19 protein-coding genes and 1 tRNA gene are annotated in these 20333 nt (G+C 62.9%); 4 read left to right on the top strand and 16 right to left on the bottom strand.

The features are described from left to right. The coding region (locus tag BRA62_RS01170) for an AMP-binding protein (RefSeq protein WP_292364231.1) at window positions 1-1619 on the bottom strand (1619 nt) is incomplete at its 3' end. Window positions 1620-1712: 93 nt separating this feature from the next. Between BRA62_RS01170 and BRA62_RS01165 the strand changes: the two genes are divergently transcribed. The 3 genes from BRA62_RS01165 (at window position 1713) to BRA62_RS01155 (ending at window position 4196) form a co-directional block, all read left to right on the top strand. Beyond that, window positions 1713-1866, top strand: a tRNA-Trp gene (locus BRA62_RS01165). 248 nt (window positions 1867-2114) lie between these two features. Beyond that, complete coding sequence (locus BRA62_RS01160) at window positions 2115-3296, top strand: bifunctional 5,6,7,8-tetrahydromethanopterin hydro-lyase/3-hexulose-6-phosphate synthase (protein ID WP_292364230.1); 1182 nt, start codon at window positions 2115-2117, stop codon at window positions 3294-3296. Between the two features lie 519 nt (window positions 3297-3815). Then, the gene (locus tag BRA62_RS01155; protein WP_292364229.1) at window positions 3816-4196 is read left to right on the top strand and encodes a hypothetical protein; all 381 of its coding nucleotides are present in this window, start codon (window positions 3816-3818) and stop codon (window positions 4194-4196) included. A gap of 147 nt (window positions 4197-4343) precedes the next feature. Here BRA62_RS01155 and BRA62_RS01150 read toward each other — a convergent pair whose 3' ends face one another. Both BRA62_RS01150 and BRA62_RS01145 read right to left on the bottom strand, forming a co-directional pair. Continuing rightward, window positions 4344-5420 (bottom strand): GHMP kinase, encoded by a 1077-nt coding sequence (locus BRA62_RS01150; protein ID WP_292364228.1) that lies wholly within the window; start codon window positions 5418-5420, stop codon window positions 4344-4346. Window positions 5421-5432: 12 nt separating this feature from the next. Continuing rightward, window positions 5433-5984 (bottom strand): ferredoxin domain-containing protein, encoded by a 552-nt coding sequence (locus BRA62_RS01145; RefSeq protein ID WP_292364227.1) that lies wholly within the window; start codon window positions 5982-5984, stop codon window positions 5433-5435. Window positions 5985-6072: 88 nt separating this feature from the next. On the opposite strand from BRA62_RS01145, the gene msrA reads away from it, so the two are divergent. Next, on the top strand, window positions 6073-6564 hold the full coding sequence (gene msrA / locus BRA62_RS01140) for a peptide-methionine (S)-S-oxide reductase MsrA (protein ID WP_292364226.1): 492 nt from the start codon (window positions 6073-6075) through the stop codon (window positions 6562-6564). A 579-nt stretch (window positions 6565-7143) separates the two neighbouring features. On the opposite strand, the gene BRA62_RS01135 is transcribed toward msrA, so the two are convergent. The 13 genes from BRA62_RS01135 to BRA62_RS01075 form a co-directional block, all read right to left on the bottom strand. Then, window positions 7144-7569 carry a PaaI family thioesterase gene (locus BRA62_RS01135; RefSeq protein WP_292364225.1) on the bottom strand — a complete coding sequence of 142 codons (426 nt, stop codon included), beginning with the start codon at window positions 7567-7569 and terminating at the stop codon, window positions 7144-7146. A 4-nt stretch (window positions 7570-7573) separates the two neighbouring features. Next, on the bottom strand, window positions 7574-8272 hold the full coding sequence (locus BRA62_RS01130; protein ID WP_292364224.1) for a glycosyltransferase: 699 nt from the start codon (window positions 8270-8272) through the stop codon (window positions 7574-7576). Further along, window positions 8269-9246, bottom strand: coding sequence for a glycosyltransferase family 4 protein (locus BRA62_RS01125; protein WP_292364223.1), 978 nt, complete (start codon window positions 9244-9246; stop codon window positions 8269-8271). The genes BRA62_RS01130 and BRA62_RS01125 overlap by 4 nt, the downstream gene beginning before the upstream one ends. Next, window positions 9243-10556 (bottom strand): protoporphyrinogen/coproporphyrinogen oxidase, encoded by a 1314-nt coding sequence (locus BRA62_RS01120; RefSeq protein ID WP_292364222.1) that lies wholly within the window; start codon window positions 10554-10556, stop codon window positions 9243-9245. The genes BRA62_RS01125 and BRA62_RS01120 overlap by 4 nt, the downstream gene beginning before the upstream one ends. Before the next feature lie 220 nt (window positions 10557-10776). Further along, window positions 10777-11343, bottom strand: coding sequence for a hypothetical protein (locus BRA62_RS01115; protein ID WP_292364221.1), 567 nt, complete (start codon window positions 11341-11343; stop codon window positions 10777-10779). After that, window positions 11340-12098, bottom strand: coding sequence for a 4Fe-4S binding protein (locus BRA62_RS01110; RefSeq protein ID WP_292364220.1), 759 nt, complete (start codon window positions 12096-12098; stop codon window positions 11340-11342). Before BRA62_RS01110 ends, BRA62_RS01115 begins: the two co-directional genes overlap by 4 nt. Before the next feature lie 23 nt (window positions 12099-12121). Beyond that, window positions 12122-12922, bottom strand: coding sequence for an EFR1 family ferrodoxin (locus BRA62_RS01105; RefSeq protein ID WP_292364218.1), 801 nt, complete (start codon window positions 12920-12922; stop codon window positions 12122-12124). Further along, a complete protein-coding gene (locus BRA62_RS01100) occupies window positions 12919-13722 on the bottom strand; it encodes an EFR1 family ferrodoxin (protein WP_292364217.1) in 804 nt (267 codons plus the stop codon). Before BRA62_RS01100 ends, BRA62_RS01105 begins: the two co-directional genes overlap by 4 nt. After that, window positions 13719-14597 carry a metalloregulator ArsR/SmtB family transcription factor gene (locus BRA62_RS01095; protein WP_292364216.1) on the bottom strand — a complete coding sequence of 293 codons (879 nt, stop codon included), beginning with the start codon at window positions 14595-14597 and terminating at the stop codon, window positions 13719-13721. The genes BRA62_RS01100 and BRA62_RS01095 overlap by 4 nt, the downstream gene beginning before the upstream one ends. A gap of 159 nt (window positions 14598-14756) precedes the next feature. Beyond that, window positions 14757-16343: a sodium:solute symporter family protein gene (locus tag BRA62_RS01090; RefSeq protein ID WP_292364215.1), complete on the bottom strand. Its 1587-nt coding sequence runs from the start codon at window positions 16341-16343 to the stop codon at window positions 14757-14759. 207 nt (window positions 16344-16550) lie between these two features. After that, window positions 16551-17054, bottom strand: coding sequence for an acetolactate synthase small subunit (ilvN, locus tag BRA62_RS01085; protein ID WP_292364213.1), 504 nt, complete (start codon window positions 17052-17054; stop codon window positions 16551-16553). Then, window positions 17051-18727, bottom strand: a complete 1677-nt coding sequence (ilvB, locus tag BRA62_RS01080) for a biosynthetic-type acetolactate synthase large subunit (RefSeq protein ID WP_292364212.1) — start codon at window positions 18725-18727, stop codon at window positions 17051-17053. Before ilvB ends, ilvN begins: the two co-directional genes overlap by 4 nt. Then, on the bottom strand, window positions 18699-20210 hold the full coding sequence (locus BRA62_RS01075; RefSeq protein ID WP_292364211.1) for a 2-isopropylmalate synthase: 1512 nt from the start codon (window positions 20208-20210) through the stop codon (window positions 18699-18701). Before BRA62_RS01075 ends, ilvB begins: the two co-directional genes overlap by 29 nt. Between the last annotated feature and the right edge of the window lie 123 nt (window positions 20211-20333).

Raw genomic sequence — 20333 nt, 5'->3', positions numbered from 1 at the left:
CCCGAGACCGTCATCGGGAAATCGTCGACGAACTTGACGTAGCGCGGTATCTTGAAGTGCGCAATCCTGCCGCGGCAGAACTCCTTCACCTCGTCCTCCGTCAGGACCGCGCCGTTGTCGGGCTTGATCCAGGCCATCAGCTCCTCGCCGTACTTCTGGTCCGGCACCCCGATCACGTAGGCGTCGGCGATCCTCGGATGATTATGGAGGAACTCCTCGATCTCGCGCGGGTAGATGTTCTCCCCGCCGCGGATCACCATATCCTTCAGGCGCCCGACGATCTTGACGTAGTCCTCCTCGTCCATCGTCCCGAGGTCGCCGGTATGGTTCCAGCCGTGCTCGTCGATCGCCGCCCGGGTGGCGTTCGGGTTGTTGTAGTAGCACCGCATCACGCAGTAGCCCCGGGCGCAGATCTCGCCGGTCTCCCCCCGGGGGAGGATCTTCTTCGTGTAGGGGTCGATGATCTTGATCTCGGTGTGGGGGAAGGGTTTTCCCACCGTCGAGACGCGCCGGTCCAGGGGGTCGGCGGTCGTCGTCATCGTGACGCCGGGCGAGGTCTCCGTCTGCCCGTAGACGATCACGATCTCGGACATGTGCATCTTTTTGTTGACCTCCCGCATCACCTCGGTCGGGCAGGGCGACCCGGCCATGATCCCGGTGCGGAGCGAGTCAAGCCGGTACTTCGGGAAGTCCGGGTGGGAAAGCTCGGCGATGAACATCGTCGGCACCCCATGGACCGCCGTGCACTTCTCGTCCTGCACGGCCTTGAGGACCGCTTCGGGGCTGAAGACCGGCGCGGGGAGCACCATCGCGGCGCCGTGGGTGACGCTCGCCATGTTCGAGAGGACCATGCCGAAACAGTGGTAGAACGGCACCGGGATGCAGAGCCGGTCCTCGTGGGTGAACTTCATCCCCTCGCCGATGATGAAGCCGTTGTTCAGGATATTGTGATGCGTCAGGACGACGCCCTTCGGGAACCCGGTCGTCCCGCTGGTGTACTGGATGTTGACCGCGTCGTCGAAGTCGAGCGACTCCTCCCGCTCCCGGAGCTCGCCGGGGGTGATGAGGTCGGCCTTCTCGTGGAGGTCGTCCCAGGTGTACATCCCGTTGTAGGGGATATCGCCGAGGAAGATGACGTTTTTCAGGAACGGGAACTTGTCGCTGTTGATCCGGCCGGGCTTCGCCTCGAACGCCTCCGGGCAGGACTCGTAGAACATCCCGACGTAGTCGGAGGTCTTGAACCGCCCCTGGATGAAGAGCGTCTGCACCTCGGACTGCTTCATGGCGTACTCGAACTCGTAGGTCCGGTATGCCGGGTTGATGTTCACCATGATGGCCCCGATCTTTGCCGTGGCGAACTGGACGAGCACCCATTCCGCGTAGTTCAGCGCCCATATGGCGACCCGGTCCCCGCGCTCCACGTCGAGCGCCATGAGGGCGCGCGCAAGGGTATCGACGCGCTCGAGAAACTCTGCATAGGTCCACCGGATATTCTGGTGAACGGAGACGAGTGCGTCGCTGTCCGGGTGCGCCGCTGCGATTCGGTTCAGCATTTCACCGATGGTGATGCCGAGCAGGGGTATCTGCGAGTTCCCACACGCGTAACTGCCCTCAACCATTCTATATAAATGGGTGCCGGTACGGTTATATGATTACTGGTTTTTTCCGGCGCAATCCTTATACTGCATGGCCGTCAAAGATATAGAGGACGGGGGGTCGTGGCCTAGTCCGGAATGGCGACGGGCTCCAGCGGTCTTTGCACGTGATGAACAATGGGTCTCCTGATCAAGAGATGATGACCCGTTGGAGCACTGATGCATGTTCGGAGAGACCCGTCGATCGTGAGTTCAAATCTCACCGACCCCACATTCTTATCACTCTTATCCGATACCCCGGGGTATCTGTGGCTATTTACGTCCTCTTTCCGGCGGCCGCCGGGGTACGGGCAGGAACCTCTGCACGCGAGAGCCGCCGTGGAGACGTGCGCACCCGACCACGGGGGCAGAATATGCTTTCTCTCAAACCGGATGTCCCGAGCATAATGGTATCGCTCGAACCGGGAGGTCTTTAATACCTGTTTCACCAATATTTCAGCACTATCTGAGGGCATCCATATGTATCTCATCGGTGAAGCATTGGTTGGAGACGGCGCAGAACTTGCGCACATAGATCTGATAATGGGAAACAAAGAGGGCGCGGTAGGACAGGCGTTTGCGAACTCCATCTCGCAGCTCTCGAAGGGGCACACGCCGCTCCTCGCGGTCGTCAGGCCGAACCTGCCGGCGAAGCCCTCGACGCTCATCATCCCGAAGGTCACGTTAAAGAAAGAGTACCAGGTGAACCAGATGTTCGGGCCCGTCCAGGCCGCGGTGGCGAAAGCCGTCGCCGACTCGGTCGAGGAGGGCGTCTTTGAGGGGGTCGACATCGAAGACACCGTCATCATGGCGAGCGTCTTCGTGCACCCGACCGCCGAAGACTACAACAAGATCTACCGGTTCAACTACGGCGCAATGAAACTCGCGCTCCGCCGGGCTCTCGACCGGTTCCCCGACGTCGAGACGCTCCTGCACGAGAAGGACCGGGCGGCCCACGCGGTCATGGGATTCAAGGTCCAGCGCCTCTGGGACCCGCCATACCTCCAGGTCGCGATGGACCTTGTCGACAGGAACCAGATGCGGAGGGTCCTCGAACAGCTGCCCCAGAACGACCACCTGATCATCGAGGCGGGCACACCCCTGATCAAGAAGTTCGGCCTCTCGATCATCTCCGAGATCCGCGAGCTCCGCCCGAACGCGTTCATTGTTGCCGACCTCAAAACGCTCGACACGGGCAACCTCGAGGCACGGATGACCGCCGATGCCGGCGCGGACGCCGTCGTGATCTCCGGCCTTGCGCCCATCTCCACCATCGAGAAGGCGATCGAGGACACCCGGAAGACCGGCATCTACACCGTGGTGGACATGCTCAACGTCAAAGACCCCGTCGCCGTCGTCAAGCAGCTGAAGGTGAAGCCGGACGTCGTGGAACTGCACCGGGGCATCGACGTCGAGGAGACCGCGTACGCCTGGGGCGACATCCCCGCGATCAAGAAGGCGGGCGGCGAGCGGCTGCTGGTCGCAACGGCAGGCGGCATCCGGCAGGACGTCGTGAAGGACGCACTCAAGGCGGGCGCCGACATCCTGGTCGTCGGCCGGGCCATCACCGCGAGCAAGAATATCCAGCACGCGGCCGAAGAGTTCCTGGAAGAGCTGAGCACCGAAGAGATCGACCAGTTCAGAATAATGACCGACTTCTGAGTCGGTCACTATAACGCTATTTTTCCCGCCACGAATACGGTACACACTAGCGGTTTGTGTCGAACCCGGGGGGTCGGGCGGGAACGGCCCTGGCTACGAGGGCTTTCGTTTTATGCAGTATCAGGAAGTTATGCCATCTTCCTCAAGACCAGAGAGTTGACGCGCCACCTCGCCGGGAAGAAGCCGAAACCCGACATTTCAAGCCCCCCTGCTGGATCTACCGGCAGGATGCGCCGGAAGATATGATACCATACGCCGAGTGGAAGAAGACGGGGTTCTCAAAAAGGGCACTGCACCATATGAAGCAGAATGCGAAAAGCGGGAAGCCGTTTACGCTGAACAAGCATAACAGTTGGAACGCCGGAGCATACCGTAATCTTATCCGTATGCTTTCTACCATGCCAATTAAAAATTGTTGCCGGGCGTTCCGTTGGCTCAAAACAGGCTTACCGTTTGTCAATAAACATTATATCCCGGTGGTGTACAGGGGTATACCTTACGGGGCAGGAGGACGATGGATTGAGGAAACAGATCCTACTCATGGGGATCGTGTGCATATGTGCTGCTCTGCTGCTGGTCACGCCCTGCCTGGCAGCACAGCCCGCAAAGAAGTGCGATGTAAAGATCGACAAAATAAAGGGCGAATGTCATGCCGCGGAGGACCTTGTGATCTCTGGAAGAACGAAGAATATCCCTGATGGAACAACGATAGATCTTAACTTTGAAAATCCCCAAAACCCTGTTGTGCCGATCTCTACTTATGTAATCAACAACCGCTACACGGCTACTATCGATACAGCGTACCTGGGCGTGGGGACGTGGAACGTTTGGGCTTCTACTACCTTTCCCGTTAATTCTTTCGCATTCAGTAAGGAGATATCTTTCACGATTCTGCCCTAATTCAACCCTTTTTACCCTCTCCAGGCCGTAGCATGGGGAGCGGTATAGACGATGTTGATGGAAAATGCCTGCCGGTTAAAACGAGTCACTTTTTGGGAGATACCTGTAACCCGAATTTAGAATGAGATTTTTGAGGCCAGGGCGGCCTCACGCCCTCTCCTGGATCTTCAGCCCCTCGTTGTCCACCTCGGTCGCGATGGCGACCCGGAGGCCCGCCGACGTGAGGATCGCTTCCACCTCCTCCTCCGGGAGGTCCGTGATGACCGCGATCGACGGGCCGACCGAACTCATCCCGACGAACTCGAGGCCCGCATCGCGGAGCGCCGCCATGTAGCGGTAGATCTCGAATCCGTGATGCTCCACCTCGGCGCGTTTCGAGCCCCGGAACTCGATCTCCCAGATGACGTCGCCGGCTTTCCGGAGGTCCCCGTGCTCCAGCGCCGGGATGAGGTCCATCAGGACGAGGTAGGACTTCAGCTCGCGGTCGCGGTAATCGAGCGTCCGGGCCTTGTTCATCAGGAGGTCGAACTCCTTCTCCCCCGCCGAAGAGATGTCCGAGGACGGGATGGCGATGTAGACTTTTTTGCCCATCCCAAAGGCGTGCCGGTAGATGAGCGCCAGCTCGTCGCCCATCACCACCATGCCGCCGTGGGTGCTCGCTGCGGGGCCGACACCGGTCTCGAACCCGAACGCGACGCTCCCGGCCTCCGTCTCCTCGACGAAGTTGCAGCCGAGGAGGAGGCGGAGCTGGTCGCTCGTCAGCGGCGAGCCCACCGCGGTGTTGAGGGCGTTTGCGACCGCGATCAGGATGGTGCTCGTCGACCCGAGCCCGACGTGCTCGTACTGGTGGTCGCGGGCGCGGATCCGAAAGCCACCCGCATAACCGACGACCTGCCTGAAGGCCTCCGCGAAGTGCCGGAGGATCGGCTCGCGGGTGTAATCGATCTCGATCCCTGAATCCGTGCACTCGACCTCGGCGGTGCAGTAGACCCCGATGGCAAACCCGATCCCGCCCCCGCCGGGACGGTCCGGGGCGAACCGGTTCATGTCGAGCACGGTGAGGTGAATCCTCGCCGGGGCGCGGACGACGACGGTTCCGGAGACCGGTGCAAGCCGGTACTCCTTCTTAAGATCGCACGGCCGGATATTCTCGCCGGGGGAGAAGGAGGAGAACTCGTACTCGACGAGGTCAAGATCCCCGCCCCGGATCTTCATAATAGGCATGCTGTTACCCGGTTAGCGTGTACGGTCAAAGAAGATATCCTTTCCCGATGCCCGGAGCGGGATCCCGTAGGCGACGCCGCATCCTTCCAGCCACCCGAGCGAGAGCGCACCGACACCGGCCGAGTACATGACCCGGTTGTCGACGTTGTGGATGCTCGCGGTCTTTGCCGCGGAACCGACCGCGATCCCGAGATCCGCCATCCTGACAACGCAGTTCGGCCCCCGGAACGGGGTGACCGGCGGGTTTATCTCGCGCTGGGCGTCGAGCATCTCCGCACAGGTGGCATACCCGCACCCGCCGCAGTCGAGGCCCACGGCGTCGGCGAGCAGCGAACCGATGAGGAGGCAGGCGTCGCTTGCCGCAACGTTGCCCGCGTCCCTGATGAAGAACCCCACGTCGTGCTTCTCGCCGTACTCCCGCATTGCCTCCGCGAGTGCCGTCTTCTCCTCTCCGGTGACGATCATCGTCTTGATGACGTCTATGCCCCGTGCCTTCGGGGCGGTGCGCGCCGAGAGCGCCATCAGCCGGGCGACCATCTCTACGGCGTCTGATTCAAAGGCCATGTGAGTACGTGGCACCGGCCGGGGATAAGGGTATGCCCAAAAGGCGTCGATACCTTTTTCCACGGACCCGTCAAGAGGCGTGACTGTCATGGCACCGGAGAAGAGCCTCGAGCGCGCCACCTTCGGCGCGGGATGTTTCTGGGGCGTCGAGGAGACGTTCCGGCGCGTGCCGGGCGTCGTGGATACGGCGGTGGGGTTCATGGGGGGCACCACCGAGAACCCGTCCTACCCCGAGGTCTGCACCGGAAGGACCGGGCACGCCGAGGTCGTGCAGGTGACCTACGATCCCGATACCGTCTCGTACCGGGAGCTCCTCGACACTTTCTGGAACGCCCACGACCCGACCACGCCCAACCGGCAGGGGCCCGATATCGGGACGCAGTACAGGTCGGTGATCTTCTACCACACCCCGGAGCAGGAGGGGGAGGCCCGGGCCTCAAAGGAGGAGATGGAGCGTTCGGGCAGGTTCAGGCGCCCCATCGTCACCGCGATCGAGCCCGCGGGGACGTTCTGGCGGGCCGAGGAGTATCACCAGCAGTACTTCGCGAAGCGCGGGGGCGGGCAGTGCAGGGTGTGGTAGGAGAGCGGGATATCCAGGCTGCGGTTGGCGATGTTGAATACCTTACTCCCCGTTCTTATGAGGCGTCGGGCCCTGCAACAATTGTCATTAGAAATCCGTCCGTTTAGATTCTTGCGACCCCGTACACGGCTTTCCAGTGGACTACGCACCTGCGGTGCTCGAGCTCCTGCCCTTCAGCCAGTCGCTTATCGCCACGCACTGCCTCCGCCCCGAGGTGTGGGGTGCGATGCTCTGAAAGAGCGGAGCATGAGCACCGAAGAACGATGTTCCATCAGGAACGGAGTTCGAGCACCGCAGGTGCGAGGTGCGAATGAGGAGGCCGGAGGCCGGGTGAGGTGGGGGTTACGCCTCCTTAGGGATAGAAACAGGGGAGGGGGGATGCTCCCCCCTCCCCGTCAGCCCCTCCCCCAGACGCGATATCCCCACGGTCCACTTTCTTGGGCTTGCTCTCGCTCATCCAGTTCCAATAATCGTGGATAACAACGACAGAGGGACAAATGGTCAAGAACCCCTCAGATTTCGAATGACAGAACCGCAGAAAATAAGAGCTCGCGCCTCTGCCGGCAATGAAAACCCTTTTCACTCCCGCTTCGCCGTCCCCCCAATCTTGAACCCGACGCCCTCAAACGTTGCGACCAGGCGGTCGCCCGAGTAGACGTCGACGGCATAGACCGATGTCTTCTCCGTCTCCGAGACCCTGCGGGCGACCGCCTCGAGCGTGTCCGCCGCCGGCACGGAGAAGTAGCGGATGTGGGCTGAGATTGCTATCTGGTCGATCCCGTCCATGTTTGCGGCGATGCCGAAGGCGTGGTCCGCGATGGCGAAGATCGCGCCCCCGTGAACCGTCCCGTGGGCGTTCTTCATGCCCTCGGTCCGCATGGCCACCCTGACGCAGCCGCCCTCGATCTCCGTGACCTCCATGCCGAGCAGGCGTGCGAACTCGCAGGTATCGGATCGGTGCACCGCCGCGGCATAGATCTCGGGGATGGATGCGGTCTTCTTCATGGAGTTACTTATACTCCCGCTGCGTGTAGGTGGCGTTACCGGCCTCGCCGCCGGAAAGAACGATATACAGCCACTCCCAGATGGACTTGAGCGTCCCGAACTGCTGGTAGCGCCGCATCGAGAACCCGACCTTCAGACGGGGATCGAGGTAGACCTTCCCGAGCTTGCGCATCCGCTGGGCTATCTCCAGGTCGTCCCCGGCATCGATGCAGCGGTACATCCCCGCCCGGACGAACGCATCGCGGTCGAACGCCGTGTTGCACCCGAGCGTGAAGTAGATCGTCCGGGTGTGGTAGCCCAGGCGCGAGAAGGTGTTTGCGCCGAGAAGAGAGAGCCGGTTCCGTAAACCGCCCTCGATCGGGTAGACCGTGCCGTAGATCTGCACGATATCCCTCTCCGCGAAGTTTCTCCCGATCCGCTCCACCCAGTCCCGGGGGAGGATGCAGTCGGCGTCCGTCGTGGCGACGATCTCGCCCGAGGCGGCCATCGCCCCGTCGTTTCGCGCTCCGCCGACCCGCTTGCTCGTCTGGATAAAGACCTGATCGGCAAGGGGTTCGGCCAGCTCCCGGGTCCGGTCCTTTGAGTCTCCGTCGACGACGATGATCTCGTAAGTCTCCCTCGGCACCGTCTGGTCGGCGAGAGACCGCAGGCAGCGCTCGATGTTCTGCTCTTCGTTGTATGTCGGAACGACTACGGAGATCATCCCTCGATCAACTCCCGGTATAGTTGTTGATGCCGTTTTGCTATAAGCGTGATGTCGTATTTCTCCGACGAGGCGCGGGCGCGGGCGGCACAGCGCTGCAGGACTCCCTCGTCGGCGAGGAGGTCCCTTGCCTCGCCGACCCCGGAGAAGAAGAGGACCGAGTCCCCGAAGATCTCCCGGAACTCGAAGATGTCCCGGGCGATGACCGGGAGACCCGCCGAGAGCGCCTCGACGATCACGAGGCCGAACGTCTCGGCATGGGAGGGCATGAAGAAGACGTCTGCCCCGCTGTATGCCCGGGAGATATCGTCGATGACCCCGGTGAAGATGACGTTCTCGTGGCATTGGGTCTTGAGCATCTGGATCTTCGCGTAGTCCTTCGAGAACGTCCCGTACGGGAACCCGCCCACCCAGACCCAGGTCATGTCGAGGTGCTGCTCTGCGAGTTTGAAGAAATCGTAGATGCCCTTCCGGGGGGTCTGCTGGCCGACGGAGAGCACCACCCTCCGGCCGGGGTCGATCCCGTACTCGTCGCGGAACGACTTGCGCTTCTTACCATCGCGCTTGAAGTACTCACGGTCGATACCGTTCGGAATGAGGGTCATCGGGACATCGGGGACGAGCTGTTCGGTCTCCCGGTGGCAGGGCTCCGATATCGTGATGATGTGGTCGAACTGCCGGTAGATCTTCGGGTAGACCTTGTTTATCCTCTGCGAGAAGGCGACGTTCCCCTCGTTCAGGCGGGGTGTCGAGTGGGCGGTCAGGACCTTTGCGCCCTCGGTGAACTTCAGGTGGTACATCGCCCAGGGCCCGAAGGTATGGTAGTGGGTAAGGTCGAAGTCGCCGTGGTAGAGGTTGCGGGCGACCTCCATATCGGGGAGCCGGGCGAGGTGGTTGTACAGCGTCCTCGCCGCCGTCGCGCACCCGATGTAGCGCAGAAAGCGGAAGTCTTCGACGAATATGTTGACCTTCATCCGTTCACCCTCACGAAGTCGATCGCGCTCCTGATGCAGCCATCCATATTGAGGTATTCGAACTGCGAAAACCGCCCGACGAGGTCGATGCCCCGCTCCCGGCAGAACTCCCGGACGGTTGCGATGTTTCGGAGGTACTCGGTGTCGTAGACGACGTAGGCGAACTTCTCCCGCGCGATGCCGGTGTAGACGACCTCGTCCCGGGATGAGACGATCCCCGCGGCGATGAGAGAACTGACAGTATGCTCGATCACCGCATCATCCGTCATCCGGGAGACCGCATCCCCTTCGTTGTAGGTGATCTCGGCGAGGATCGAGGAGTGGCCGGGAGGAGCGACCTCCGTGCTGTAGTTCGAGGGGAACGAGATCCGGTTGAAGAGGCCGGTCGCGGGGTCGGGGACGTAGAGCCAGGATATATCGGGAACGTCGCCGGATAAACCGATGAAGACCGAGCAGAGCGAGTTGTACCGGAGGGCGTCGCACGCCGCCTGCACGTCGGCCGGGACGTCTGATAAGCAGGGGAGCAGGTTCTGAAGCGGGATCGTCGAGATGACGCGATCCGCGCGGACGGTCGCGGGGCCGTCGCTGACAACAAATCCCCCGTCCTCCTCGCGGACGGAGGCGACGGAAAAACCGGTCCGGACGGCGGGGAGGACCGGTTCCGCGATCGCCCGCACCAGCGCCTCTATCCCGCCCGCCACAGGGTAGGAGAAGACCGCCTGGTGGACGTAGCCCTCGGTCTCGATGCCGATGGCCGACCGGATGATATCCTCTACCGGCGGGCGGGGGATGCGCCCCTCGACCCAGTGGTGCGACATCCGGGCGGCCGGGTAGTTCCAGATCTTTTCGTTGTAGGGGAGCATGTAGCACTCGGCGATGCCCCGGCCGAAGGTATAGGTGATCCACCCGGCAAAGTTTTCCGGCGGCGGGACCTCGCCTTTCTCGACGGCGATGAGGTTCTTCACGAACTCGTTTATGCAGAAGAAACGGTCTTCGTCGGGCAACTGGTAGAGGCCATTCTCGAAGGGGTATTTGACGTAGCGGCCCTTGTAGAGGATCTTCGTGTTCCGCTTTCGCCGGCCGACGTTTTCGCCGAGAACCGAGAGCATGAAGGAGAGGACTTCCGTATCACGGGAGAAGATGATGTGCGAGCCCCCGGAATCGAACGTGAAACCCGCTTCGGCCCTCGATCGGCAGAGCCCCCCGATCTTCTCGTTCCGTTCAAGAACGGTCACGTCGTCGCCCTGTTCGTGGAGCAGGCGGGCCAGCGTTATCCCGGTAAGGCCGCCACCCAGTACCGCCGATTTCACGTTCGTACTGTTTATGCCGAAACCATATATGGTTGACCATCCGTTTCCCCGCAGACGCCGCATATTGGAGTAAAAAGCGGGAGTTCCCGGGCAGGGAACGCAGAGTGCGGGTTCTGTCCCATTGCGTTGATGGCGGACGCCCCTGCTGGCGCGGGAATCCGGACGTTCGTTTAACAGGATAGCGGACTCCGGCGATCGCAATACCTGCAGGGGTTACGCCTCACCGCCCCCGTAGACCGCTGACCGCCCATCCGGCAAGTGCGCCGAGAACTATCAGCATGCTGACCGCGATGAACGTGTACTTGATCGGCGACATCACGGCGGTGAACCCCGCAACCCCGTAGAGTTCGGCCGGGTAGGAGAGGAGCAGCGCGATGACCCCGATGTTCTCGCCGTAGTCGGCGGCGCCCGCGATGAGCGGGACGACGTTTAACCGCATCCACGGACTCCCCTCCGGCAGCCGGCGGGAGAGGAGCCAGGTGATTGTAACGGCGAAAAAGAGCGTATACGCCAGCGGGAAGACGAGATCGAGCGGCACGATCCGCGTCAGGTAGAACTCCCGACCGGCATCCCCGAGCGCCGCAAGCATCGCGTACGCCTGCACCGGCGTGTAGGTGAACTCCATGTCGAGAATTCCTGCGCCGCCCGTGATCTCCGCGAGCCGTGCGAGGCCGAACGGCCGCCCGTTGACCAGGACCGCCGAGACGGCGAAGAAGGCCAACGATGCGATGAGCGTTCTCCCCGACGAGACATTCCGGATGGCGGAAGAGATCGTGTCGACGATCATGGCCTCCCCCTCCACGCGTACCGAACAGCGTCCTGCGGGCAGGTATCCACGCAGCCGCCGCAGAGGATGCATTCCGCATCCTCCATCCGCCCCTCCCGGACCATGCCGCGGACGTCGAGGCTCATGGGGCAGGTCTCCGAGCACCTCCCGCAATCCACGCAGCGTTCCGCGTCGGCCGCGAGGCGAAGCGCCGGCCAGCCGACGAGGTTCCTGACCTTCCGGCCGATGATCAGCATGACCGCGATGGGGCAGAAACTGTGGCAGAACCCCCGCCGTCCGGCCAGAAGGGCGAATACGGTGATGAATGCGATCTGGGCGTAGAGAAGGGTGTATGCGCCCGGCCGGTCGATCGAGATCCCGTTGCCGGTCTGGTAGAAGAGATCGATGGTTGAAAGACCCCCGGCGGAGTAGATGGCGACGGCGATGGACCCATAAATCCCGAGAAAGATGGGATACTTCAGCCAGTTCAGCCACTCGATCTTGAACCGCGTACTGTTGAGCCCGAAGTAGATCTCCTGCAGGCCGCCCGCGGGGCAGAGGTAGCCGCACCAGAGTCTCCCGAAGAAGAGCGAACCGATGAAGAGAAACGTGAACATGAAGAGGCCGCCGGTAGCGATGCCCTGCGACGCACCCTCGGTGATGATCGGGCAGGATATGTAGACGAAGGTCACCGGCAGCAGTACGAACGAGAGGATGAGCAGCGCTTTCCGTACCCTCTGGCGCAACGCCGGCCGGATCTTCGATTCGTTTGCCATGGCTCAAACCTCATTTGCGGGGCTCACTCACCACGCTGCGCCTCCATATCCGCAACCGCAAGATCCGGGTGCCGGTAGCGCCCCCGCCCTTCGGTTCCCCGCATCACGTGGAGCTGGATCGCTTCTGTCGGGCAGAAGTGGAGGCAGGCACAGCAGAGTTCGCACCGCCGCCCCCAGACCGGTCTTCCATCGACCATATCGATGTTGCCCGCCGGGCAGACCCTCGCGCAGGTGCCGCAGCCGGTGCAGGCGTCCGAGACCGAGAAGACGTCGGCCGCATCGTGAGCGCCCTTTACGAACGGCCCGTAGGTCAGGGCTTTCACGAGCCCGGAGAGGGGTGCGAACCCCGGGGAGACCGGACGGCCGCTCCCGATCGCCTCCGCGATCTCGCCGAGCCGTTTGTCCGCCTTGCTGAGGATCTTATCGCACCTCTCACCTTCCGGCGGCCGCGCGAGCGGCGGGAAGTTGCCGGGCATGCCGACGGCAAACGCGGCGTCGAGCCCTCCCGCCCGCCGTTCCCGGACGATCCCGTTCAGCTGGTGGAGTGCCGAGACGCCCATCCCGGCCATCGTGACGACCGCGAACGTGTACCCTACCCCTGAGAGGTCGAGCCTCCTGGCGAATTCGGCGACCATGACCGGCACCCCGCAGTCGTAGACCGGGCAGACGATCCCGACCCGGTCGGCATCCGGGGTAACGGGGCCCGGGGTGTTCGCAAGCGATGCGATCGGAATAAGTTCAGTCTCCCCGAGAGCCCCGGCGATCCTTCTCGCCGCGGCAAGGGAGTTGCCGGTCCCGGTGAAGTAGTAGATGACGGTCTTCACGGCTCAGCTCCCCGCTGGCGCTCCAGTTCGGCGATGCCGACCGACGGGTTCCGGTAGCGCTGCCTCCCTTCGGTACCCTTTCCGGCCTGGATAGCCTCGACCGGGCAGAGGTGGATGCACCCGCAGCAAAGTTCGCACCGGTGGTTCCAGACCGGTCTTCCACCGCCCATCTCGATGTTGCCCGCCGGGCAAAGCCTCGCGCAGGTGCCGCACGACGTGCATTTTTCCGTCACCGTGAACTTGCGGTCGTCCCCGTGGACATGGGAGCGAAACCGGGGGTATGTGAGGGCCTTGACGATCCGCGTGACCGGCGAGTTCGGGAGTTTCAGCCTCGTCTCCTGCCGGATCTGCCCTGCGATCCTCTCAAGGTCCGCATCTGCCGCGGCAAGCAGGCGATCCCGCTTCTCCCCTGCGGGCGACTCGTACGTCAGGATGTAGTTGCCCGGCATACTCACCGCAAACCCCGCATCGAGCCCCCTTCCGGCCTTGTCTTTCAGGATTCCATCGAGCTGCCGGAGGGCGGCGGAGCCTCCGCCTCCCCCGTGCGTGACGACCGAGAAGACATAGTTCGCTGAAGCGAAGTCGAGACGCTCCGCGAACGACGCCACCATCGCCGGGAGCCCGGCGAAGTAGACCGGGCAGACGATCCCGGCCCTACCGGCATCCGGGCTGATCTCGTCCGTAATATTCCTAAACGCCGCTATCGGGACAATTTCGGTCTCCCCGTGGGATGCAGCGATCTTCTTTGCGGCGGCAAGGGAGTTGCCGGTCCCGGTAAAATAGTAGATAATGGTCTTCATGATATCACGTTGTTTTTGTCGAGCGGGTATGCTTCGACGATCCGTTCGATGAGATCGTTCTCCGCCTTACGGGTCGCCAGGTCGTCTTTCGTGAGACTGACCGCTGCCACGACCTCGACTCCCCGTGCGGCGAGCGCCGCTTCAAGAAGCGGGAGGGCCTCGCCGGGCTGGCCGCGGTTCGTGACGAAGATCACGGCCCGCTTCCCCTCGCAGCCTTTGAGCGCCCTGACGGCGGCGTTGATTGCCGGTGCGGGTTTCCAGGCCCAGACCGGCGTGCCGACAACAAGCAGGTCGTACCGCGAGACATCGATCTCGTCAGGCGTGATCGGATCGCAGATCCCCCGCCGGGAGTGCAGGACGCCGGTCGTGTACGCCGTGAAGGCCGAGTACTCGGTCACCGTCTTCACCTCGACGAGATCGCATCCGCAGGCGTTCCGGATCCGGTCCGCGACCTCCCGGGTCACCCCGGTATACGAGTAGAAGACGACGCAGGCATTCAGCGCCGTCTGCCGTGTCGTTTTCCGGACGAGTTCCCGGTCACACCGGTCCATGACGGCGCTGCCCATCAGGTCGAAGTAATCCTGGAACTGTACCAGCCGGTCGCGGTTGAACGAGAAGTAGACACGGAACCCCTCCCGCCGGGATGTCACGATACCCTCATTTTTTAGCGTCTTTAAGTGCTGGGAGGCGGCCGGCTGCGAGATGCCGAGTCGTTCCGCCAGGTCGGAGACCCCCATCGTCCCGGTGGTGTCCGTGGCGAGCAGATAGATTATCCGGAGCCGGTTCGTGTCACCGAGGGCTTTGAAGACCCTTGCCATCTCCGGGACAATCTCGCGGAGCCTGGTGCAGGGATCGCACCTGTTACAGTCGTCCATGTGAACTTCATAAGTGTATGGTTATACAGATATAGACTTTGTGGAGGAGATCCGGAACCGTGCAGGGTTGGGGGGACCCGGGTCTACAAAAGCGGCGGTGATGCAATTTCGCACGAAGAAGAAAAATCGGCGCCCGGGAAGACCGGGAGCGCTCCGCCGTCACTGCTGGCGGGGCGAGTCCTGATCGACCAACCAGGAATCTCCCGGGCTGCTCGGCCGTGGAGAACTGCGGGGCGACTGGATGAACCAGCCGGTCCGGGTGCCGTCGAGCGTGGTGGTGGAGTTCCCGGCGGAGAGAAGGCTCACGACGACCATGGCGAGGGCCGAGAGCACGAGCGCGTAGAGGCTGAAGTGTACCGGGAGCTTTGCCACGAACTGGTGCCAGTAGCCGAAGACTGCGGCCGCGACGAGCCCGGTCGCCATGCTCGCGATCGCTCCCTGTCCGGTGGCGCCGCGCCAGTAGAGCCCGGCGAGCAGCGGAACCGCGAATGTCGCGAGCATGACACCGATACCCATCCAGATCAGCCACGCAAGCATCGGCGGCGGGTTGATGGCGAGCAGGAGCGTGCCGCCGGCCCCGAGGACGACCGCGACCTTCGAGACGACAAGAACCTCTTTATCGGAGGCCGAGGGGCGGAAGATGTTTTTGTAGATATCCCACGCGAACATGGTGCCGACGGTGAGCATGAGCCGATCAGTCGTGGACATCACCGCAGCAAGGACAATCACGGCAAAGAGCGCCCACAACGCCACGTTCGGCATGGCATACTCGACGCCCAGTATAAACGCGAAGTCCTGGGCGTTCACGGCGTCCGGGAGCACCAGCCTTCCCTCCTCGACGAGCGAACGCACGGCAAACCCCGTGAACTTCACGAGGAACATCACGACCGCGTAGATCCCGAACGCAACGAGCGGCGCCCACTTGAAGTAGCGGTCCTCTTTTGCAGCGAGGACGTTGTTGATGACGTGCGGCGCACAGGCGAGGCCGACCATCAGGAGGATGCCGAACGAAACCAGGAACTCAGGCGTTGCGTAGGCGTAAGGAGCGTAGGCCGGGCTCGGGTACCAGGGCTCGACGAAGTTCGGGTCGATCCCGGCGAGCACGGCATCGATGTGACCCAGGCCGCCGGCGCTCATGATGACGAACGGCGCCATCAGGAGCACGCCGAAGATCAGGATGCCGCCCTGGAAGAGGGTCGTCCAGGATACGGCATAGAGCCCTCCGACGACCGTGTAGGCGGTGATGATGACCCCGGCGATGAGCAGCGCCTGCCAGTGCGGGATGGCAAAGAGCCAGACGAGCACGATGCTGATCGCGGCGTACTGCCCCACAAGGTAGATCAGCGAGACGATGATCCCGGAGACCGCGGAGAGGCCCCGGAGCGCCCGCGGGCTCTCGAACCGGTCGGCAAGGTAGTCCTGGACGGTCAGGTAGCCCCGCTCCTTCCCGATGGAGTGGAGTTTTACCCCGAAGAAGATGATGCAGAACGCGGCCGCGAGCGGGACGAAGATCTGCTCCCATATCCCGGGCCAGCCCGAGGTATACCCAAAGCCGCTCACACCGAGCAGGGTCATCCCGCTGCAGATCGAGCAGACGATCAGGATCGTAAAGACCCAGAACCCGAGCGATCTGCCCGCGAGGATGTAGTCCTCGGTGTTATGGATCTTCTTCGAGGCCCAGTTCCCGATGCCGATGAGCACGAAGAAGTAGAGCCCGATCAGTACGAGCGTCAGGGCGTCCGCCATTCAAACGGCCTCCCTGAACCGGAGCCCCCAGAGGGCGAGCAGCACGAAGACCAGGGCGACGGCGCCGCCCACAACGATTCCCGTATGAAGAGGCAATTCGAAGAGCATACTGTGTTAGCGTGTGCCGTGCTAACATATAACACGATCGCCCGGGAGGCGGAGAGATCGTCCCGATGGCGTGACGAACGTATCGCACCAAAAAGAAAATTATTTGGAACTTTTTACGGTCTTTGCTCCCCGGAGGAGAGCAACTTTTCCCGTGCGGACGAGTTCTTTGATGCCGTACTGGCGCAGGAGCTTCTCGAGTGCGTCGATCTTGTTGGTATCGCCGGCAACCTGGAGCACCAGCGCCTTTGCCCCGACATCCACGACCTGCGCCCGGAAGATGTCTGCGATCTGCAGGATCTCGGCACGGGAGGTGCCCGGTTCGGCGGTTACCTTGATGAGGGCGAGTTCCCGCTCCACGCTCTCCCGCTCCGTCAGGTCCGAGACCTTGATGACGTCGATGAGCTTGTTGGTCTGCTTCATCACCTGTTCGACGATTCCGTCGTCGCCGTTGACCACGATCGTGATCCGGCTCATGTTCGGCTCCTCGCAGGTCCCGACGGCGAGGCTCTCGATGTTGAACCCCCGCCGCGAGAACATCCCGGCGACCCGGCTCAAGACACCCGCCCGGTTCTCCACGAGAACGCTCAGCGTATGCGGTTTCATTGCTGACGCACCCCGATCATCTCGTTGATGGCAGCCCCGGCCGGGACCATGGGGAAGACGTTCTCCTCCCGCTCGACCCTGAAGTCCAGGACGAACGGCCCGTCGGTGGCGAGCGCGGTCTCGAGCGCCTCCCGGACACGGTCCTTCTCCGTGACCGTAATGCCCTCGATCCCGTAGGCGTTCGCGATCTTCACGAAGTCCACCGGCGGCAGCTCCGTGTAGGAGTAGCGCCGGTCGTAGAAGAGTTCCTGCCACTGGCGCACCATCCCGAGGTACATGTTGTTCAAGACCACGACCTTGACGGGGATATCGTACTGCGCCACCGTCCCGAGCTCCTGGATGTTCATCTGGAAACTCCCGTCGCCGGCGATGTCGACGACCGGCATATCCGGCCGGGCGTAATGGGCGCCGATGGCTGCCGGGAACCCGTAGCCCATCGTCCCGAGGCCGCCGGAGGTGATCCAGGTCCGGGGTTTCTTAAAGCAGTAGTAGAGCGCGGTCCACATCTGGTTCTGGCCGACCTCGCTCACGACGATCCCCTCGCCTTTCAGGATGTCGGAGAGCTGCTCCACGACGTACTGCGGACGGAGATGGCCGTCGTTGCGGTAACTGAGCGGGAACTGTGTCTTCCAGGCGTTGATCCGGGAAACCCAGTTCGCCGTATCGCCGCGCTTCTGCATCCGCCGGAGGAGCGCCCGGAGCACGGCTTTGACGTCGCCCACGATGGGGACGTTGACCAACTTGTTCTTCCCGATCTCCGCCGGGTCGATATCGATATGGATGACCGCGGCGTTCGGCGCGAACGTCTCGATCTTCCCCGTCACCCGGTCATCGAACCGGACACCGACGGCTATCAGGAGGTCGCACTCCGTGACCGCGTAGTTCGCGGACTGGGTGCCGTGCATCCCGAGCATCCCGAGGCAGAGCGGGTGGTCGCCGGGGACGGCGCCGAGCCCCATCAGGGTCGTCGTCACCGGGACGGCGGCGGTCTCCACGAACTCCAGGAGTTCGGCCGACGCTCCCGAGAGGACCACCCCGCCGCCGGCGTAGACGAGCGGCCGCTGTGCCCCCGCGATCAGGTCGAGCGCCTTATCAATCTGGCGGACGTGCCCCTCGTAGGTGGGCTGGTAGCCCCGGAGGGAGACCGTCTCCGGGACGGCCTTCGTGCTCTTCACCTCGCTCGTGCTGACATCTTTGGGCAGATCGACCAGTACCGGGCCCGGACGGCCTGTCCGCGCGATGTAGAACGCCTCCCGGACCACGCGGTCGATATCGGCGGCGTCTTTGACCAGGTAATTGTGCTTGGTGACCGGCAGCGTGATCCCGGTGATGTCCGACTCCTGGAACGCGTCGTTCCCGAGAAGGGCGGTCGGGACCTGGCCGGTGAGCGCCACGACGGGGATGGAATCCATATACGCCGTCGCAATCCCCGTGACCAGGTTGCACGCACCGGGGCCGGAGGTGGCAAGGCATACCCCTACGCGGCCGCTCGCGCGCGCGTAACCGTCGGCCGCGTGCGCCGCTGCCTGCTCATGCCTTACCAGTATGTGCCGGATCGACGAATCGTAGAGTTCATCGTAGATCGGCAACACCACGCCGCCGGGGTAGCCGAAGATGGTGTCCACCCCTTCACGCTGCAGCGCTTCAATCAGAGTCCTGGCTCCGGTCTTCATGCTCTTCCCTGAGTAATCTGTTCATCCCTGCGATAACTGCTTCGACGCTTGCCATGATGATGTCGGTCCTCGCGCCCCGTGACGTCACGGTCTTCCCGTCTTTGCTGAGTTTCACCGAGACGTCAACAAGGGCGTCCGTGCCGCCCGTTATGGCGTCAACGCTGTATTCATCGAGCCTTACGCTGCCGACGTCTGCGACCGACTCTTGGAGCGCGCGGATCGCCGCGTCCACCGGCCCGGTCCCGACTGCGGCACCGGTGATCTCGTCGCCGTTGACGAGCATCGTCACCGAGGCGGTCGGTATCGCGTTGCTCCCGGAGACAATGGTGAACTGGCGAAGTTCGATGCAGGGCGTAAACTCGATCTCCATGACGGTATCGGCGATCGCCATGATGTCGGCATCGGTTGTCCGCATGCCCGCATCCCCGAGGCGTTTGATCCGGGCGACGATCTCCGCGAGCTGCACGCTGTCCGGGGCATACCCCATATCGCGGAGCGCGGCCTCGACCGCCGCCGACCCGGAGTGCTTGCCGAGGACGATGCGGCGCTTCCTTCCTACCCGTTCCGGCCGGAGCGGCTCGTAGGTGCTCGCGTCCCGCATCACCCCGTGGGCGTGGATGCCGCTCTCGTGAGTGAAGGCCATCTCGCCGACGATGGGTTTGTTGGTGGCGAGCGGCACCCCGGTCAGCCGGGCGACGTGTGTCGAGAGCGGGTAGAGTTCTTCGGTCACGATCCCGGTATCGACCCCGTAGAGCACCTCGAGCGCCATCACCAGTTCCTCAAGGCCTGTGTTTCCTGCCCGCTCTCCGAGGCCGTTGACGGTGACGTGGGCGCAGGACGCCCCGGCGCGGAGGGCGGCGACGGTGTTTGCGAGCGCGAACCCGAGGTCGTCGTGGCAGTGGATGGAGAGCGGGGCGAAGAGGAGCGGCGGTATGATCCCGGCGGCCCGCTCAGGCGTGAGGAGCCCGACGGTGTCGCAGAAGCAGAGCCGGTCTGCGCCCCGCTCGACCCCTTCCCGGAAGACCTCTGCAAGGAACGCCTGGTCGGCGCGGGATGCGTCCTCCCCGGAGAGTTCGACGATGAGGCCGCGGCTCTTCGCGTACTCGATAGCGCTCCAGGCCATCTCGCAGACCTGTTCGCGGGTCTTTCGGAGCTTCTTGCCGATGTGGAGATCGCTCACCGGGACGACGAGGTGGACGGAGTCGGCGCCGGCGTCGGCGGCAAGATCGATATCCCCGGGAAGAGCCCGGACGTAGGTGCAGCACTCGGCGGCAAGGCCGGCGTCGGCGATGGCCCGGATGGACTCGCGTTCCCCCGCGGATGCGGCTGCCGAGCCTGCTTCGATCACGTGGACCCCGAGGTCGGCGAGGTGCGTTGCGATCTCGAGTTTCTCGGCCGGCGTCAGGGAGACACCCGGTGTCTGTTCCCCGTCCCGTAAAGTAGTGTCAAAAAAGCGAATCGGTTCAACAAATAAAACAATCACACATAGTGCAATTCACCGTCAGAGAATTGGCGGCGGCGCTACTTAAATGTTGGGCATTCGGGGAATCTGGTGCAGGGCAAAAATTAAGGGGTTTTTCACGCCGGCGCCGGGGCGCTCTCGTAG

The organism is Methanoculleus sp. UBA208 (assembly GCF_002498065.1).
Lineage (GTDB): Archaea > Halobacteriota > Methanomicrobia > Methanomicrobiales > Methanoculleaceae > Methanoculleus.
The sequence above is the reverse complement of the archived record's forward strand: the minus strand, read 5'-3'. Positions and strand labels throughout refer to the sequence as shown.

Excerpts from the sequence above, each read along its gene's own strand:
- BRA62_RS01160 (WP_292364230.1), top strand. The coding sequence starts at position 2,115 with ATGTATCTCATCGGTGAAGCATTGGTTGGAGACGGCGCAGAACTTGCG.
- BRA62_RS01150 (WP_292364228.1), bottom strand. The coding sequence starts at position 5,420 with ATGCCTATTATGAAGATCCGGGGCGGGGATCTTGACCTCGTCGAGTAC.
- BRA62_RS01145 (WP_292364227.1), bottom strand. The coding sequence starts at position 5,984 with ATGGCCTTTGAATCAGACGCCGTAGAGATGGTCGCCCGGCTGATGGCG.
- msrA (WP_292364226.1), top strand. The coding sequence starts at position 6,073 with ATGGCACCGGAGAAGAGCCTCGAGCGCGCCACCTTCGGCGCGGGATGT.
- BRA62_RS01135 (WP_292364225.1), bottom strand. The coding sequence starts at position 7,569 with ATGAAGAAGACCGCATCCATCCCCGAGATCTATGCCGCGGCGGTGCAC.
- BRA62_RS01130 (WP_292364224.1), bottom strand. The coding sequence starts at position 8,272 with ATGATCTCCGTAGTCGTTCCGACATACAACGAAGAGCAGAACATCGAG.
- BRA62_RS01125 (WP_292364223.1), bottom strand. The coding sequence starts at position 9,246 with ATGAAGGTCAACATATTCGTCGAAGACTTCCGCTTTCTGCGCTACATC.
- BRA62_RS01115 (WP_292364221.1), bottom strand. The coding sequence starts at position 11,343 with ATGATCGTCGACACGATCTCTTCCGCCATCCGGAATGTCTCGTCGGGG.
- BRA62_RS01110 (WP_292364220.1), bottom strand. The coding sequence starts at position 12,098 with ATGGCAAACGAATCGAAGATCCGGCCGGCGTTGCGCCAGAGGGTACGG.
- BRA62_RS01100 (WP_292364217.1), bottom strand. The coding sequence starts at position 13,722 with ATGAAGACCATTATCTACTATTTTACCGGGACCGGCAACTCCCTTGCC.
- BRA62_RS01095 (WP_292364216.1), bottom strand. The coding sequence starts at position 14,597 with ATGGACGACTGTAACAGGTGCGATCCCTGCACCAGGCTCCGCGAGATT.
- BRA62_RS01090 (WP_292364215.1), bottom strand. The coding sequence starts at position 16,343 with ATGGCGGACGCCCTGACGCTCGTACTGATCGGGCTCTACTTCTTCGTG.
- ilvN (WP_292364213.1), bottom strand. The coding sequence starts at position 17,054 with ATGAAACCGCATACGCTGAGCGTTCTCGTGGAGAACCGGGCGGGTGTC.
- ilvB (WP_292364212.1), bottom strand. The coding sequence starts at position 18,727 with ATGAAGACCGGAGCCAGGACTCTGATTGAAGCGCTGCAGCGTGAAGGG.